The organism is Beduini sp. (genome assembly GCF_047239305.1).
Lineage (GTDB): Bacteria > Bacillota_I > Bacilli_A > Erysipelotrichales > Coprobacillaceae > Beduini.
Genome location: NZ_JBKTEM010000006.1, coordinates 69,860 through 85,903, shown reverse-complemented (window position 1 = coordinate 85,903; position 16,044 = coordinate 69,860). Strand labels below are relative to the sequence as shown.

Annotated in this window: 15 protein-coding genes; 10 read left to right on the top strand and 5 right to left on the bottom strand. The window is 34.8% G+C overall.

Annotation, left to right across the window (positions count from 1 at the left end; translation table 11 throughout):
• Positions 1 to 850: 850 nt before the first annotated feature.
• The gene (locus ACLRVU_RS10175; RefSeq protein WP_412891771.1) at positions 851 to 1,870 is read right to left on the bottom strand and encodes a DUF1266 domain-containing protein; all 1,020 of its coding nucleotides are present in this window, start codon (positions 1,868 to 1,870) and stop codon (positions 851 to 853) included.
• Between the two features lie 202 nt (positions 1,871 to 2,072).
• Entirely contained in the window at positions 2,073 to 2,627 is a 555-nt protein-coding gene (locus tag ACLRVU_RS10170) for a DJ-1 family glyoxalase III (RefSeq protein WP_412891770.1), read from the bottom strand.
• Positions 2,628 to 2,704: 77 nt separating this feature from the next.
• Here ACLRVU_RS10170 and ACLRVU_RS10165 point away from each other — a divergent pair, with 77 nt between their 5' ends.
• A complete protein-coding gene (locus ACLRVU_RS10165; protein ID WP_412891769.1) occupies positions 2,705 to 3,205 on the top strand; it encodes a DNA-deoxyinosine glycosylase in 501 nt (166 codons plus the stop codon).
• Between the two features lie 16 nt (positions 3,206 to 3,221).
• On the opposite strand, the gene ACLRVU_RS10160 is transcribed toward ACLRVU_RS10165, so the two are convergent.
• Together ACLRVU_RS10160 and ACLRVU_RS10155 are read right to left on the bottom strand one after the other, a co-directional pair.
• On the bottom strand, positions 3,222 to 3,491 hold the full coding sequence (locus ACLRVU_RS10160) for a DUF1905 domain-containing protein (protein ID WP_412891768.1): 270 nt from the start codon (positions 3,489 to 3,491) through the stop codon (positions 3,222 to 3,224).
• Positions 3,492 to 3,546: 55 nt separating this feature from the next.
• On the bottom strand, positions 3,547 to 4,737 hold the full coding sequence (locus tag ACLRVU_RS10155; protein ID WP_412891767.1) for an MFS transporter: 1,191 nt from the start codon (positions 4,735 to 4,737) through the stop codon (positions 3,547 to 3,549).
• A 237-nt stretch (positions 4,738 to 4,974) separates the two neighbouring features.
• Here ACLRVU_RS10155 and ACLRVU_RS10150 point away from each other — a divergent pair, with 237 nt between their 5' ends.
• Together ACLRVU_RS10150 and ACLRVU_RS10145 are read left to right on the top strand one after the other, a co-directional pair.
• Positions 4,975 to 5,667: an ABC transporter ATP-binding protein gene (locus ACLRVU_RS10150; RefSeq protein ID WP_147549983.1), complete on the top strand. Its 693-nt coding sequence runs from the start codon at positions 4,975 to 4,977 to the stop codon at positions 5,665 to 5,667.
• A complete protein-coding gene (locus tag ACLRVU_RS10145) occupies positions 5,664 to 7,229 on the top strand; it encodes a putative ABC exporter domain-containing protein (RefSeq protein WP_412891766.1) in 1,566 nt (521 codons plus the stop codon). Before ACLRVU_RS10150 ends, ACLRVU_RS10145 begins: the two co-directional genes overlap by 4 nt.
• Before the next feature lie 20 nt (positions 7,230 to 7,249).
• Here ACLRVU_RS10145 and ACLRVU_RS10140 read toward each other — a convergent pair whose 3' ends face one another.
• A complete protein-coding gene (locus tag ACLRVU_RS10140) occupies positions 7,250 to 8,347 on the bottom strand; it encodes a DUF871 domain-containing protein (protein WP_412891765.1) in 1,098 nt (365 codons plus the stop codon).
• 286 nt (positions 8,348 to 8,633) lie between these two features.
• On the opposite strand from ACLRVU_RS10140, the gene ACLRVU_RS10135 reads away from it, so the two are divergent.
• The 7 genes from ACLRVU_RS10135 to noc all read left to right on the top strand — a co-directional run bounded on the left by ACLRVU_RS10135 (position 8,634) and on the right by noc (position 16,001).
• Entirely contained in the window at positions 8,634 to 9,722 is a 1,089-nt protein-coding gene (locus tag ACLRVU_RS10135; RefSeq protein ID WP_412891764.1) for a pyridoxal phosphate-dependent aminotransferase, read from the top strand.
• 180 nt (positions 9,723 to 9,902) lie between these two features.
• Positions 9,903 to 10,646, top strand: coding sequence for an HAD hydrolase family protein (locus tag ACLRVU_RS10130; protein ID WP_412891763.1), 744 nt, complete (start codon positions 9,903 to 9,905; stop codon positions 10,644 to 10,646).
• 159 nt (positions 10,647 to 10,805) lie between these two features.
• The gene (locus ACLRVU_RS10125; RefSeq protein ID WP_147549997.1) at positions 10,806 to 11,564 is read left to right on the top strand and encodes a TatD family hydrolase; all 759 of its coding nucleotides are present in this window, start codon (positions 10,806 to 10,808) and stop codon (positions 11,562 to 11,564) included.
• A gap of 14 nt (positions 11,565 to 11,578) precedes the next feature.
• The gene (locus ACLRVU_RS10120; RefSeq protein ID WP_412891762.1) at positions 11,579 to 12,514 is read left to right on the top strand and encodes a G5 domain-containing protein; all 936 of its coding nucleotides are present in this window, start codon (positions 11,579 to 11,581) and stop codon (positions 12,512 to 12,514) included.
• Positions 12,515 to 12,637: 123 nt separating this feature from the next.
• The gene (gene mnmG / locus ACLRVU_RS10115) at positions 12,638 to 14,497 is read left to right on the top strand and encodes a tRNA uridine-5-carboxymethylaminomethyl(34) synthesis enzyme MnmG (protein ID WP_412891761.1); all 1,860 of its coding nucleotides are present in this window, start codon (positions 12,638 to 12,640) and stop codon (positions 14,495 to 14,497) included.
• A 10-nt stretch (positions 14,498 to 14,507) separates the two neighbouring features.
• A complete protein-coding gene (gene rsmG / locus ACLRVU_RS10110) occupies positions 14,508 to 15,215 on the top strand; it encodes a 16S rRNA (guanine(527)-N(7))-methyltransferase RsmG (protein WP_412891760.1) in 708 nt (235 codons plus the stop codon).
• 9 nt (positions 15,216 to 15,224) lie between these two features.
• Positions 15,225 to 16,001 carry a nucleoid occlusion protein gene (noc, locus tag ACLRVU_RS10105; protein ID WP_412891759.1) on the top strand — a complete coding sequence of 259 codons (777 nt, stop codon included), beginning with the start codon at positions 15,225 to 15,227 and terminating at the stop codon, positions 15,999 to 16,001.
• The last annotated feature ends 43 nt before the right edge of the window (positions 16,002 to 16,044 follow it).

Genomic DNA, 16,044 nt, shown 5'->3' with positions numbered 1-16,044 from the left:
CTACTGCATTATTCAAAACAGGGAGTTATGTAAATGTTTTTTATAATGAAGCTGAATTTATAAAATACATACTTAATAACTCACATAAAATGATTCTCAATGACATAATTGTATATAATTTAGCGCGAGATGGGATAAATGAAGGTAAAAAATTCTAGTTTCCTCATTTTGTGATTTATTTTCTATTAAATATAGTGGCTCCAATGCTTTTGTTATATCCCTGTGTAGAAATAAATTCTGTTGGTCTTCAATAGCATCAAAAAATGGAATCACTGTACCTAAAACTATTTACTATAATAGAGTTTTTTTCAAACACTATAGATGCACTGAAAGGGAAAAAAGTTATTATTAAAAATATTTTTGAATCTGCTAGCATCGATTTTAGAATTGATAAAAATAATAATTTTTTTGTTTTTGATATAGCAGCCACACCATATACGATTAAACATAGTTCTTTTGCATTTCTGTTTAATGAATATGAATTAAATTATGAAAATATTTACAAAATTATCCTTGATACTTCTCTTAAAAATACTAGTATGCTGAAGCTCACTTAACATAAAACCTCTTGAATAGAATCCCCATCCTACATAATTATTTCGCTTATTTTTAATGAAGTCACAAAAGTGTTGACCGTTATTAATGTTTTTATCAAATATGTTTCCAAGGACAATATTGATGCCAATTAATCCATTCAAGGTCATATACTGTTCTCGTACATCACCAATGGTTTTAAATTAATTTATATACAAATTATATATAAAAACAGGCTTTAGCCATAATCGGTTGAATCGCCTGTCTTATAAAATAATTCTTAAGTATAATAGATTAAATCACTTTGTATTTGGCTTTAATGCAAAGATACAAGCTTCCATGGGCTAGTAGTATCTTCTTTTAATTCCTTCATCATATTCAACATTAAATAGAAGCTTATCGTATTCCCTCCCCATAATGCTCTTCCAACGATATAGCTTTTACCAAATTCTGTCCAGTCTGAATAGTTCAACTGACATGTTTTGCTTGCAAAAAAGAGATATTCCCAAGCTTCATTTTCTGTAATATATTCAGCATCATAACTATATCTGGCAACATTTACCATACGCCCCATATCCCATGAAATCGTATTAATATTTTTAAGTTCTGAAAGATCTGATCCAAAAAATCCTTCTCTTTGCAGGTCTGAAAGGGTTAAGTCTAAATTTTTTATGCCATTTTCATAAGAAAGAAATTGCTTATAAAACAGATGAAAGATTTTAATGCAAGCCAAGAATGTTTCTTCATCACCAAACAGTGATTGATATTTTTTTGCTTCTTCATAAGAAGAAGCATTAAGTATATCATTCATTAAATGAATATTTTTTTCAGCAATCGCAACTTCTTTAGCATAGTCATTCAATATTCTTTTATCGAGCAATGAAAATCCGATCTGTTCGTATAGCCCTAAGGGATCGACTGTTCCTTCTTTATATGGGAGTACTCGAGATGCATTCTTCAAAATATAATTAAAAATTTGGTGATGTTTTCCATATTTTAATTCATCTAACACTTCGATAGCTTCTTTTGATGACTGTATATCCCAATCACGTGATAAAATTTCTTTAATTGTTTTTATAGCTTTGGGTTTGCTGGTTTGTAAACTATCACAAAAATCACTGTTGCTGGCTGAAAGAATGGCTCCAACGTTGATAGCTCGCTGCTGATTTTCAGCTAAGCAGTGTTTGATAGGATTGCGGGGAAAGTTCTTGTTGGGGTTGATACCCTTTGCTCTCCATTTTCCTATGAATAATGAAACAGAGATAATAACAATTAAAAATATAAAACAAACAACAAGGACGCCTATAATACCTAGTGCTTTTTCCATATTACTCATTTTATTTACCCTCCCGTAATATAAATAATGTTTATCTATCTGTTTTTATTTTAGCAGACGAAGAATTAAAATTCTATGTTAGTTTTAATGCTGATAGACATATTCACCTATAACAAACAATAGGTTCAGTTATATCAAAAAGGAAAAAGACTTGATCTTCTTTCAATGAGGATCAGGCCTTTTTGACTGTTTATCATTAGTTTTACTTTTGTTTTGTAAGAAAGTTGTACTGCATACCTTCTCTTAATGGCATACTGTCTCCGCCTAGTTTTTCCAGTAATGTGTAAGCGAACTCCAATGAAGCTGCCGGTCCGCGTCCGGTCACGATTTGTCCGTCTATTTCTACCAATGTATCTTGATGGCATCCATCAGGCAGTTGATCTTCAAATCCGGGAGCGCAGGTGAACTTTTTATCCTGAATAATTCCTGCTTTTTGCAATGAGATAGGTCCGGCACAGATAGCCCCAATCCATTTTCCCTCATCATTAAACTTCTTTAATATATCAATAACACGTTGATCTTCTCTTAAATTGGTTGCTCCGGGAAGACCGCCGGGTAAAACAACAAGATCCGCTTCATAGCAATCTTCACTAAATTGTGCATCCATCTTTACAGTAATTTGATGACTGCTGGTTACTTCATTGCTGTCCATCCCAATCATTAGGCAAGGCATATTTGCTCTGCGAAAAACATCAACAACGGTTAAGGCTTCTACTTCTTCAAATCCTTCTTTAAATAAAACAATTGCTTTTTTCATATAAAATACCTCCACTAAAATTATAATATGGTTTAAAATAATTTTAAAGAGATGTTATGATGAAAAAGGTGATAAAAATGAATCAATTAGAAAAAGTAGAACATACCCTCTCCCCTATTTATGATGCTTCTTCCAAAATATTAATTTTGGGAACAATGCCTTCCCCTAAATCCAGAGAGGCAGGATTTTACTATTCACATCCGCAGAATCGTTTCTGGAAGATTATGGCAGCCTTGTTTAATGAAGACCTGCCTATCACTAATCAGCAGAAAAAAGAGATGATGCAAAAACATCATATTGCTTTATGGGATGTATTAAAAAGCTGTGAAATCAAAGGGGCTGATGATAATTCGATTACTTCTATTGAAGTAAATGCTATCGATCAGTTATTGAAGGAGACTTCCATTCAAAAAATTTATACAACAGGGTTAAAGGCTACCACGTTGTATAAATTACATTGTTTTAAAAGTACAGGCATGGCATCAATATATCTGCCATCGACCAGTCCGGCTAACTGCCGTAATTATAATTTAGAAAAATTAATCGAAGAATACCGCTGTATTTTAAAAGACTTATGATCATGCATAAGCCTTTTTAAGTTCTTTCTTTTATTGTCACATGTATGACATCTCCGGGTTGTTTGCCAATTGCTTGGCGAATATCTTTTCTTATGCCAATGATATGTCCGGGTGTTTTCATTCTTACTAAGCTTCCTGAATACGGATAGCCATCAAAGGTGGCTTCGACTTTAACCCGTCCTTTATCGAATTCCTCTTTAACGTCGTAAGGAAATTCTATATAAGCACCATCGATATCCGGTACCTTTAAAATGATGGCATCAAATTCATAGCGTTTATTATTCATAGAGACCTCCCTATATACTATAAGATAAATGAAAAATAATTTCAAAAGAAAGGAACTATTCAAAAACGTCTTTCTTTAATAAACGTGTACGTAGTATATGCTGATAAAGGATATACACAATTACGGATATTACCGCAAGTATGATAAATGCTGTCTTTAAGTGATAGTGATCACCGATCCAGCCTATAATCGGAAAATAAATAATCATCATAATACTAAAGACCATTGACATACAGGAGAGTAATGTCGCTCTTGATGAACTGGGAATAATTTGATTTAAAAAGGTAGTAATGCTGATATAAAGCAATGATTCAAAAAAGGCTATAAAGATTAAAGAAATGATAGAAATCGGAAAGAAAGGAATTCCCATAAGCCCCACTACAACAAATAAAGGCAAATATAAAACAATCTTTTCTTTTGAATAGTGCTGAATCATTTTATAAGCTAATAATCCTGCTGCTAATCCGGCAACGTTTTCCAAGGTAAAGAAGAAGGAAATCTGTGAGATTGACATTCCCATTTCTTTCCAGTAGTTTGTTAAGTAATAATGACATGTCGTGATTGCGGCAGTAAACAGAGAATAACTTAAAATAAGATAAAGAATCTGATGGTTTTCTTTGAATAAAGCATAACTTGTCTGATACTGATGAAGCATTCCTTTAAACATATTCATTTTTTGATAACCGGCATTTTTTATTTCTTTCATTTGAAGTAATATGATGATAGAAATGATCGTAATTAAAAGTGAAATACCATAAGCTAAAAAATACGATATATCTGCAAGGCTTCCACCGATCATGATGGCAATAAAACAAGCCGTTTGAAGCACCATTTCACGATATCCTTGGATTTTAGGAAAATGTTCCTCATCATTATTTTCCAACATAAGATCATATACATAGGCACTGTCGGTTCCCGATTCTAAGTTATAGGAAAGTGCGCTGATAATAAAGGACAGATAGATCATCCAGCGGCTTGCTTCATACATCAGGATGATAATCGACAGGATAGATAAAAGGCGTCCCATTAAGCGACTGAAACGTCGTCCGTATAAATCACTGACAATTCCGGTGGGCAGTTCACACAGCATAGAAGTCAGATGAAAAAGACTTTCAGCTATGCCGACATCCACCAAAGAATAGCCGCGAATAATTAAATAAGTCGGCCAAAGTAATTGCGTAATATTGCAATTGAGTAAGAATTCATACATATAATTTAAATTTAAATTGATTTTATAACTTTTCATAAGTTAACCTGCTTTCTTTAGAATTTTAAAAGGCTAACTTGAGCTATCTATAACGTTCTAACCATTTGACTGGCCCTCCTCTTGTTTTCTTCATTATACTCTACACTTAGAATATATCCCAACATTATTTAATGTATCCCGTTAAAAAGGTGTTAAAATGAAGTGATATCTTATAAGAAAGATTTTAAATTCAAATTAAATATGTTAAGATATTCACAATAAGGGGGGAGAACTATCATGTTAGAAATTATCGATTTAACCAAAAGCTATAAAAAAACACTTGCGGTAGATCATGTCAGTTTTACGATTCCAACAGGAAGAGTTGGGATTTTACTAGGACCCAATGGGGCTGGTAAATCTACTATTATTAAAAGTATCGCAGGACTATTATTCTTTTCCGGAAAGATTAATATAGATCATATCAATTCAAGAGATATTGAAGCAAAAAAACGTTTTGCCTATATTCCAGAACTGCCATCCATGTATGATGCCTTAACTATAAAAGAACATTTTGAATTTATTAATAAAGCTTACAATGTGGATCATATGGATTATGCAATGGAATTGGCGACTCGTTTTGAACTTGATGATAAACTAGATAAGCTGGGGGATGAATTATCTAAAGGGATGATGCAGAAAGTCAGTATCGTTTGTGCCTTGATGATTAAACCTAAGGTTGTTTTATTTGATGAACCGATGATCGGATTAGATCCTAAAGCAATCAAAGAATTAAAGGAACTGATTTTAGAATTAAAAAGCCAAGGAGCTACGATTATTATCAGTACCCATATGCTGGAAATGGTAAAAGACTTATGGGATGATATGGTCATTATTGATAAAGGGAAAATTATCGGACAATATCGCAAGGAAGATATTGAAGATCAGGAAATTGAAGATATTTTCTTTAAAATGACAGGTGATCAGCAATGAATGCCTTAATCTATCTTACAAAAACAACATTTGTCAATAAATTAAAAAAGGCCTTGCATAAGCCCTCTGCTTTACTGCTGATATTGTTTTGGATTGCGTATGCTGCCTATATGATTTTTATTTTTGGCGGAATGGCTGTAAACTTTAAATTAGATTCAAAAGAAGGAATAGTCATTATTCTGACTTATATCGTTTTAATGTCTGTGCCAACCAATATATTAATGTATGTACGAAAAAAAGGAATTATCTTTTTGATGAGTGACCTGCATTTTCTGTTTAATACACCAATTAGTCCAAAACAGATATTGTTGTATCGTTTTATGAAACTGTTGGTTCCTTCTATTATTATGAATCTTGTACTCTCAATCGGAGCGTTCTTCATATTTGAAGCAACAACACTGCAAGCTGTTTTGTTCTTCATTGTAGTTGTCCTTATTGAGCCGCTGTTTGAAACCGGCTTAATGATGAATGTTTATGCAAATGAACGTTTAACAGAAAAACATGTGGATTGGATCAAAAAAGGGACATGGGCATGTTTAGCGCTATTTGCTGCTTATGCGCTTTATGTCTTTATCTTTATAGATAATACTTTTAATGCCTTAGCAATTTTCCCATTACAAGAACTATTCTTATTCATTCCAATATTCGGTTGGATTTTAGCCCCGTATCATCTTATTTTTCTAGGGGCTACACCGATCAATGTAATCTGTACGGTTTTATTTGCAGTTGGAACAATTCTGCTGCTGGTGAGTGCGATTAAAATGCCTTGTACGGGGAAATATTATGAAGAAGCTTCAGATTATGCCCGTGATTATAGTGAAAAGAGAAAGAAAGCTAAAAAAGGTGAAGTCAGCTTTGGTAAAAGAAAATATAAAAAAGCTTCTATCGCTTATAAAGGGGCTTATGCAAAAGCTATCTTTTACCGTCAGATATTAGAATATAAAAAGAATCGTTTCTTTATCTTTGGCGGGACAACACTCCTTTCATTGGGAGCCGGACTGGTTTTATGCTATTTCAGTATTCAAGAACGTCCGCCTATTGAATTTGCTTTGTTTATCTTACCCGGATTGAGTGCCTATTTCTCATTCTTAATGAGTGGTTACGCTACAAAATGGAGTAAGGAAATTGATAATGCCTATACATTTCTGATTCCGGATACGGCATTTAGAAAAATGTGGTATGCTACTTTAATTGAACATCTCCGTGCTTTAATTGATGGCTTGTTGATGGTGATTCCGGCAGGGATTGGGATGGGGCTATCTATCCCACAAATGATTCTATGTATTGTTGCCCATGTCAGTATTATGGCAATCAAGCTTTATATTCAGGTTATTTGTCAGAATATCCTAGGAAAATCCTTGGGGAATACCGGATTAACGTTATTAAAGATGTTGATTCAGGGATTAGTATTAGTTGTTGGAATAGTGATTGCAGTTATGGCGGCACTTATGATTTCCAATGAAATGGCGCTGTTTGCTATTATTGTGTATAGTGTTGTCATCTGTCTGCTGTTGATGGTATGTTCAACACGATTATTTGAAAGATATGAAAGTATAGACTAAAAGGAGCCTAGGCTCCTTTTTTAAATTAAAGTAAATGTAAATGGCTGACTAGATTTAATATAATCGATCAAGAATACTTCTTCTTCACGAATATGTCCAATCACATTGGTCTTTCCGCTGTTTTTCATATCTTTTAAAGCGATTTGAACTTCACCGCAATATTGACCATAGAGTTCATTATCGATAATAACGTCTCCACGTTTGATATCAACAGTATTAAATGGTTCTACTTTACCCTTAGCTAAACGACTTTCCAGTGTACGAAGGATATAGTCGTTGCGATCCCCTCGGCGAGACAAATTCATTTTTAAACGTTCGACCTGATGAGCCGGTGCATTTTCCACTAATTTTACTTTAAAATCAATCATATCTAAGTTAACATTCTTTAACGCTTCTAATTCTTCATCACTGGCAAAGCAGTTTCCAATCATTACATCGCTGATTGTTCCCATTAAAACATAGTGCTTTAATTGAACATCAATCGGCAGGTCACGATGCATTTCCAAGGTTGGAAGCCCTTCTGTAACCGGCCAAGGACCGAAAGCGTTTTCTTGATTTGAAGAGATGAAAGCCTGACAGCGCAGGTTATATTGATTCCAAAAAGCGGTACCTTGATTAAAGAAATCCAAAGCAACACCAGTATAGCGATGTGGATAATAGTTATGACAGCCAATTAATTTATCACGGTCACCGCCAGCTGCTAAAACAGCTCCAATATGATTGTTGACATTGGCTCCGCTTAAACAAATAGCGATACCTTCTTTATTACGTGTTAAGAAAGCTTCTTCCATATCATTCATCCCCAAGTCCAAACGTAAAACATCAACCTCTAGTTCTTTAAAAAAACTAAGATCGATGGGTCCATTAAATAAGGAAGCATTGACACCAAAATGCTTAAATACACTTGGATTGACATCACAAATAATTTCATAGCCTAATTCTTTAGCGTAACGTGTAATGGGATGATAGTTGTCAATAACCGTTTGTCGGTCTTCCCCTACCCCCAGTAAAGCTAAAAACAGCAAAGAGCAGTTGCATTCCGCTGCCTTTTTTAAATAACGCATATTCTCTTCTTTAGTAGAATATGCCGGATATAATGAGATACCTATTTTCTTCATAACGTCCTCCTCTATTTGTCTTTATAAGTTGAATATAGAATTCCCTACTGACAAAGTCAAAAAATTTGCAATAGATGAAAACTTTTACAGAGATAATGCATAAGATAGGAAGTAGGGAAAAGTAAAAATGTTTATAATTAAAAACAATAATTATCTAATTAATAAAAAATATGGATATTATTTCCTAATAATATAATTTTAGTACAATTTGTAGTAGACAATTTGAATAGGCTAGTATAAAATGACCATGACGAAGTGTATACAATGTGAATGAGGAGGATATAAAATGGAAATAAAAGATCTATTAAGAGAACCATTAAAAGGGTTTACTGCTTATAAGCCAGGGGGGAAAAAGGTTAAGGTAAGAGATGGGGTAGAAGAGATCATTCAGCTAAATGCAAATGAGAATCAATTAGGTCCTTCTCCTAAAGCCATTGAAGCAATGAAAGAAGCTGCAGAGATTTCTCAGTTTTATCCTTTTACTTTTGGACAGCTGGAAGAAGTCAGACAGATTTTTGCAGATTATCATGGGGTAAAGGCAGATAATATTATGATTACCGCAGGATCGGGAGGTATCATTTCGGCTTTTGGAGAGATATTTTTGAATCCGGGTGATGAAGTGGTAAGCTGTGAACCTACTTATGATTCCTATAAAGCAATGGTAAATCGCTATGGTGCTAAGTTTATTGCAGCACCACTAAAAAATTATGGATATGATTTAGATGCAATGCTGGAATTGATGACAGAAAAAACAAAACTAGCGGTTATTGTAAATCCAAACAATCCAACGGGAACCTTGCTGACGAATGAGGAATTAGATAATTTCATGGAAAAGGTACCGGATCATGTTATTGTGGTAATCGATGAAGCTTATTTTGAATGGATTGGGGATAAAAATTATCAGTCTGCCATTAAATATGTAAAAGAAGGAAAGAAAATTGCTGTATTAAGAACATTCTCTAAACTCTACGGTATGGCGGGGGTACGTATCGGTTATGGCATTATGCTATCTGATATATGTAAGGAAATGCGCAATGTTGAGTGGAACTATGGACCTAGCCGAATAGGACTTGCCGGAGCAGTGGCTGCCATTCAAGACCACGAATATATAAAACGATCATTAGATAATAATACAAAAGGAAGAGAATTCTTAACTACAGTATTGAAAGAAGCGGGGTTTGATGTAGTAAAAAGCTATGCCAGTTTTATCTATTTTTATCCAAATGGCTTTACTTCGGATGAGCTTGTGGATAAATTAGGAAGCTATGGGGTTATTATCCGAGCATTTAAAGAGTATACACGTGTAAGTGTCGGAATACCGAGACAAAATGCGATTTTTGCTGAAACATTAAAAAAAGTGTTAAAGAATGATTAATTTCATTCTTTTTTATTCGACAAGATATGTCAAAAAAACGGCAAGTTCTACGTATTAAAGCGCTTAAAATCTCGTTATGATGGAGGAATTTGTCGAACGCTGTAAATTTAAGTCAAAGAGTTTAGATTGCGGTTCTTTTTTGCACATGATAATATTTATTTGTCGAATAGGAGGGTTAACATGAAAGCACTGATAAGTAAATTCGAAAATACCTTATACAACAACGATAAACTTTCCGGTATTAATTTTATGGATGCCAATAAGATCAAGGAATTTCAAGATTTAGGACATATATTTGGATTATTTATACAAGAGCAGGATCCAGCTATTGATCATTTGTTAGCAGAACATGGAATCACTGCTGACTTTATGATCAGACAAGATGGATCGATCTTATTTAAAGAAGGATACCAGTATTTTGATTATGAGCCATTTGAAAAAGAAGAGATCGAAATGATCTTATCTTCTTTAAATGGAAGTTTTAATGCGCTAGTTACTACACCAACTGCAGAGATGAGCTATGAAAGTGAAACGGAGCTGGATAAAAACCAGATATATACATGTATTCGCATTATGGATTGTGACCAAGAGCAGATTCTTGCTCAATTAAAAAAGCATTTTCATGCTGTAATCAGCATTAGTGTCAGTGAAAATGCGATTTGTATCTTTTCTAAGAAAAGCAGTTTGGATAAATCTGTTGAAGTTTTATGTGGATTAAAAAATATTTTAATTAGCGATGTGAGTATGATTGCGGATTATTACAGTGATTTTGAGCTGATTGAAGGTATTGACAACCTTTATGCATTAAAGGAAGACAATGAAAGCAGTAAAGAAATTTACATCGTAGATAGCTTAGGAGAATGCGTGGATGACATCTTGAGTGGTGCCTCGGATTCTCTTTTTTTGTCAATAAAAAGTGTTTAAATTTTAGAATATTTTAGTAATTTTCCTCATATATAAGTATAAACAAGATAAAGGAGGTTTGTTAAAAAGAACCGATTAATTCGGCGAAAAATGCAATTTAATGGCAGAGATTTGACAAAGAAATGAATATTTGTTATGATGTTGCCCGAGGTGAGGCTCATGTACTTTGATACCCATGTTCATTTGAACAGCAGCCCTTTATATGAGGACATCGATACGTATATCGAACATGCTTTAGCAAATGGAGTTAACGAGATGATGGTCGTTGGATTCGATTTAGAGACAAGTCGAAAAGCGATCGAGATTGCTAATCAGTATGCGTTTATTTATGCAGCTGTAGGCATTGGTCCAAATGATTGTAAAGAGACGACAGATGAAGATTTGAATCAGATTGATGAGATGCTCGCTCAAGAAAAAGTAATTGCATTAGGAGAAGTAGGACTGGATTATTACTGGGATGAAGTCCCTAGATCCAAACAGCAAGAAGTATTTAGCAAGCAGATCGAGCTAGCTAAAAAACATAACGTACCTCTTGTTATTCACTCAAGGGATGCCTTGAATGATACCTACGAATTACTAAAGGCAGGTCAACATTATGGTATCATGCATTGTTATAGCGGAAGCTATGAAATGGCGCAAAGGTTTATCGACATTGGATTTTATATCTCTCTTGCCGGACCGGTGACATTTAAAAATGCCAGAGTACCAAAAGAAGTAGCCCAAAATATAAATTTAAATAGATTGTTGATCGAGACGGACTGTCCTTATTTAACACCTCATCCATACCGAGGAAAGTTGAATGAGCCTGCAAATGTTATGTATATTGCCATGGAGATCGCAAAACTGCGAAACATGGAAATAGAAGACGTTGCTAGAATCACAACGTTTAATGCCAAAAGAGTGCTTGGTATTAAATAAGGAGGAAAATTGAGATGAAAAATTTTGTAAAGAAAATCGAGGAAACAGACTCGAGAATTAAGATGTTATTATTAGTAGCAATTGCCTATGTAGCGATTGCATTTGGTTTCAATCATGTTGAAGCCATGACAAAAATTGAGAATTATACACCCGCTATCAATATTTCGATCAAAGATGGCGCTAATGAACCGGTTGGACATTTAGTACAACAGGCTACATTACAAGACGTATTAGATGAATTAGAGATTACTTTAGGAAGCGATGACTTCTTAAATATTGATGCAACTACTTTATTGGAAGACAACCAAACAGTGGAAATCACACGTGTGACGTATACTGAAGAAAAAACAGAGGAAGAAGTTCCTTTTGAAACTGAAATCAACGGTGATGACGTTGATGGTGCCAGTGTAGATGTTTTACAGGTTGGTGAAAACGGACTGATCGAAAAAACTTATAAAGTTCGATTAGAAAATGGCGTAGAAACCAGCCGTGAATTAATCAGTGAAACAACACTTAAAGAAACTATAAACCAAGTAGAAAATTATACGGCACCTGTTCAAACAACAGTTGTTGCTGAAGGAAGTTCAGCCTCAGGAGCCTTTACCGGACGTTTAACGACTTACGGCGGAGACTGTTACGGATGTTCTGGAATTACCGCTGCCGGTGTAACTTTAAACGGTAATGGAGCAAACAATTCGGGAAGTGCTAAAGTTTTCTATAATGGTGGATGGTATTATGTGTTAGCTGCAGACAGATCGATTCCATTTGGAACGATTATCGAAATTTCTAATCATAACCTTTCATTAGAACCCGTTATCTATGGGGTAGTGTTGGATCGCGGTGGCGATATAACAGGAACAAAAATCGATATTTTTAGTGGATCAGAAAAAGGAACCCGATTCTTTAGCGGTTCAACTTCTTATGATACTCAATTTAGAATTATCGGTTAATCGATTATAAAAATAAGACAGAAAAACTGAGTTTTGACGACTCAGCTTTTCTTGTTTTTAACCAATTTTATTTGTAATATAGAACAATTATGCTTATAATAGTAAAAGTTAGGAGGGATGAGTATGTACGATATTATCGTTGTCGGTGGTGGTCATGCCGGTGTAGAAGCCTCATTGGCACCTGCCAGAATGGGATTAAAGACACTTCTGATCACCTCTAATTTTAATAATGTGGCAAGTCTTCCATGCAATACATCTATTGGGGGACCTGCTAAAGGAATCATTGTTCGTGAAATTGATGCCTTGGGCGGACAAATGGGGAAAACTGCCGATCATACCTATCTGCAGATGAAAATGCTGAATACGGCAAAGGGGCCGGGTGTACAGTCATTAAGAGCCCAGGCGGATAAAGTTGATTATCCAAAATATATGCAGGAAATCATTTTGCATCAGGAAAATTTAGAAATTAAAGAAGCAATGGTGGAAGATTTGATAGTGGCAGGAAATCAAGTTCACGGTGTTTTGCTGGAAGACGGGACAAAAATTGAAGCAGCCTGTGTCATTTTAACAACCGGGACTTATTTGAAATCGGAAATATTAGTGGGAGCTACTAAGACTCCAAGCGGACCTGATCAGCAAAGACAATCCTTATATTTATCGGATCGTTTGGCGGACTATGGCTTTAAGATTCAACGATTAAAGACGGGAACACCTCCACGTGTACATAAAGATAGTGTTGATTATTCAAAAACCACTCTACAGCCGGGAACAGATGCCAAGCTGTCTTTCAGCTTTGAAACAACGGACTATATTCCTATACAACAACAAACCCCATGTTATTTAACTTATACCAATGAAACCACTCATACGATCATACGTGACAATCTGCATCGTTCAAGCATGTATTCGGGAATTGTAAAGGGAATTGGACCACGTTACTGCCCATCTATTGAAGATAAAGTTGTGCGTTTTAGTGATAAGCCTCAGCATCAAATCTTCTTAGAACCGGAATCTAAGTCAATGGAAACGATTTATGTTCAGGGATTTTCAACTTCATTGCCTCATGATGTGCAAGAAGAAATGATACGTACTATCCCCGGATTGGAAAACTGTAAGATATTAAAATATGCATATGCTATTGAATATGATGCGATTGATCCTATTCAGTTATGGCCAACTTTAGAAACAAAACTATTAAAGAATTTATTTACTGCCGGACAAATCAACGGAACCAGCGGTTATGAAGAAGCAGCTGCACAAGGTTTAATTGCCGGAATTAATGCAGTTATGAAAATTAAAAATAAAAAACCGGTTATTCTAGGGAGAGATGAGGCCTATATTGGGGTTATGATTGATGACCTTGTAACTAAAGGAACAGAGGAACCTTATCGAATGCTGACATCCCGTGCAGAATATCGTTTGTTGCTGCGTCATGATAATGCGGATGTACGCCTGCGTGATTATGCTTATCGTGTTGGTTTAATCAGTGAAGCCACTTATCAGCAGTATTTATTAAAACAAGAACATATCCATCAGGAGATTGAACGTCTAAAAACAATTCGTTTTACACCTAAACATGAGGTCAATGATATAATTGAACAGTTAGGATCTAATCGACTGAATGAAGGAATCAGCGCTAAAGAACTGATCCAACGCCCGGAAGTAACCTATCAAGTGTTAATTCCCTATATTGATGCCCCAAATCTGACAGATGAAGAAATGAATGACATTAACATAGAAATTAAATATGCCGGTTATATCGAAAAGGCAAAACGTCAGGTAGAAAAGCAAAAGAAGATGGAAGAAAAAGGAATTCCCGAAGATATCAATTATGATGACATTAAGAATTTAGCTTTGGAAGCAAAACAGAAACTAACAAAAATCCGACCATTAACGGTTGGACAGGCAAGCCGTATCTCAGGAATTAACCCCGCAGATATTTCGGTATTACTCATTCACTTAAAACAAAATTACTCAAAGTAAAGGAACGCATATGAATATTGAAACATTTATTCAACATTTAAAAAAACATAATATCGAATTAACTCAAACTCAGTTAAACCAATTTGAAAGGTATTTTGAATTACTGGTAGAATGGAATGAGAAAATGAATCTTACAAATATTACTGAAAAAGAGGATGTTTATCTCAAACATTTCTATGATTCATTGACCCTTGCTTTTAAGCATCCTTTAAATGACGAAAGCTTATGTGATATAGGTGCCGGAGCAGGTTTTCCAAGTATTCCTTTAAAAATTGTTTTTCCTAAGTTAAAGATTACCATCGTCGATTCTTTAAATAAGCGTATTACCTTTTTAAACCATCTAGTTAATGAATTAAAATTAACAGATGTACAGGCAGTTGCTGCCAGAGCAGAAGAATATGCGGCGGATCATCGTGAAAGCTTTGATATCGTCAGTGCCAGAGCAGTTGCCCGATTAAATATTTTAGATGAACTTTGTCTGCCTTTATGCAAAGTGGGGGGATATTTTATAACCTTAAAAGGAGCTCAGGGAGAGCAGGAATTAAAAGAATGCCAGCAGGCTATTAAAAAATTAGGCGGTAAAGTAGAAAAGATAGATAAATTTACTTTACCCGATCATGATGATCAGCGTGTTAATATTTATATTCATAAGACTTCCTCCACACCAAAGGGGTATCCGCGAATGTTTGCGAAGATTAAGAAAAGTCCATTGAAATAGGAGAAAACTATGAGCGAGAAAAATTTAAAAATGATTAATATGGAATACATCGTTCCAAATGCCAATCAACCTAGAACCTATTTTGACAGCGAAGCAATCAGCGAACTAGCACAATCAATTAGTGAAAACGGATTGATTCAGCCGATTGTTGTTCGTCCTATCGAATTAGGACAATATGAGATCGTTGCCGGGGAAAGACGTTACAGAGCGTGTCAAAAAGCAATGATGCAAACGATTCCTTGCATTGTCGAGGACTACGATGATGCGAAACTGGCGCAAGTAGCGATCATTGAAAATATTCAAAGAGAAAACTTAACGCCGATTGAAGAAGCTGTTGCATATCAAAAGTTGATTGAAGCCTACGGCTATACACAAAGCACTTTAGCCGGACAAGTCGGAAAGAAACAGTCAACGATTGCCAATAAGTTACGTTTGCTGAATCTGCCTAAGAAAGTACAGGATGCTGTAAAGAATCGTGAGATTACCGAACGTCATGCCCGTGCCTTGCTGAGTTTGCCGGATGCATCTTCACAAGTCAAGACCTTAAATAAAATTGTTAATCAGGGATTGAATGTCAAGCAAACGGAAGAAATGATTAATAAAAAGCAAAAAGAAACAATAAAAAAAGCCCCTAAAAAGGGAATATCGCAACATATTAAATTAGCAGTTAATACAGTCAAGCAAGCTGTGGAAATGGTACATAAAACCGGAATTGATTTAGTAATGGATGAAAGTGATCAGGATGATTATTATATCATGACTATTAAAATCAAAAAGAATAAATAGTTAGGAAATAAAATTCTTAACTTTTTTATTTTCATCTTTATAA

Coding starts and splice junctions, on each gene's coding strand:
- ACLRVU_RS10120 (WP_412891762.1), top strand. CDS start 11,579: ATGAAAAATTTTGTAAAGAAAATCGAGGAAACAGACTCGAGAATTAAG.
- mnmG (WP_412891761.1), top strand. CDS start 12,638: ATGTACGATATTATCGTTGTCGGTGGTGGTCATGCCGGTGTAGAAGCC.
- ACLRVU_RS10130 (WP_412891763.1), top strand. CDS start 9,903: ATGAAAGCACTGATAAGTAAATTCGAAAATACCTTATACAACAACGAT.
- ACLRVU_RS10135 (WP_412891764.1), top strand. CDS start 8,634: ATGGAAATAAAAGATCTATTAAGAGAACCATTAAAAGGGTTTACTGCT.
- ACLRVU_RS10165 (WP_412891769.1), top strand. CDS start 2,705: ATGAATCAATTAGAAAAAGTAGAACATACCCTCTCCCCTATTTATGAT.
- noc (WP_412891759.1), top strand. CDS start 15,225: ATGAGCGAGAAAAATTTAAAAATGATTAATATGGAATACATCGTTCCA.
- rsmG (WP_412891760.1), top strand. CDS start 14,508: ATGAATATTGAAACATTTATTCAACATTTAAAAAAACATAATATCGAA.
- ACLRVU_RS10175 (WP_412891771.1), bottom strand. CDS start 1,870: ATGAGTAATATGGAAAAAGCACTAGGTATTATAGGCGTCCTTGTTGTT.
- ACLRVU_RS10145 (WP_412891766.1), top strand. CDS start 5,664: ATGAATGCCTTAATCTATCTTACAAAAACAACATTTGTCAATAAATTA.
- ACLRVU_RS10125 (WP_147549997.1), top strand. CDS start 10,806: ATGTACTTTGATACCCATGTTCATTTGAACAGCAGCCCTTTATATGAG.
- ACLRVU_RS10170 (WP_412891770.1), bottom strand. CDS start 2,627: ATGAAAAAAGCAATTGTTTTATTTAAAGAAGGATTTGAAGAAGTAGAA.
- ACLRVU_RS10160 (WP_412891768.1), bottom strand. CDS start 3,491: ATGAATAATAAACGCTATGAATTTGATGCCATCATTTTAAAGGTACCG.
- ACLRVU_RS10140 (WP_412891765.1), bottom strand. CDS start 8,347: ATGAAGAAAATAGGTATCTCATTATATCCGGCATATTCTACTAAAGAA.
- ACLRVU_RS10155 (WP_412891767.1), bottom strand. CDS start 4,737: ATGAAAAGTTATAAAATCAATTTAAATTTAAATTATATGTATGAATTC.
- ACLRVU_RS10150 (WP_147549983.1), top strand. CDS start 4,975: ATGTTAGAAATTATCGATTTAACCAAAAGCTATAAAAAAACACTTGCG.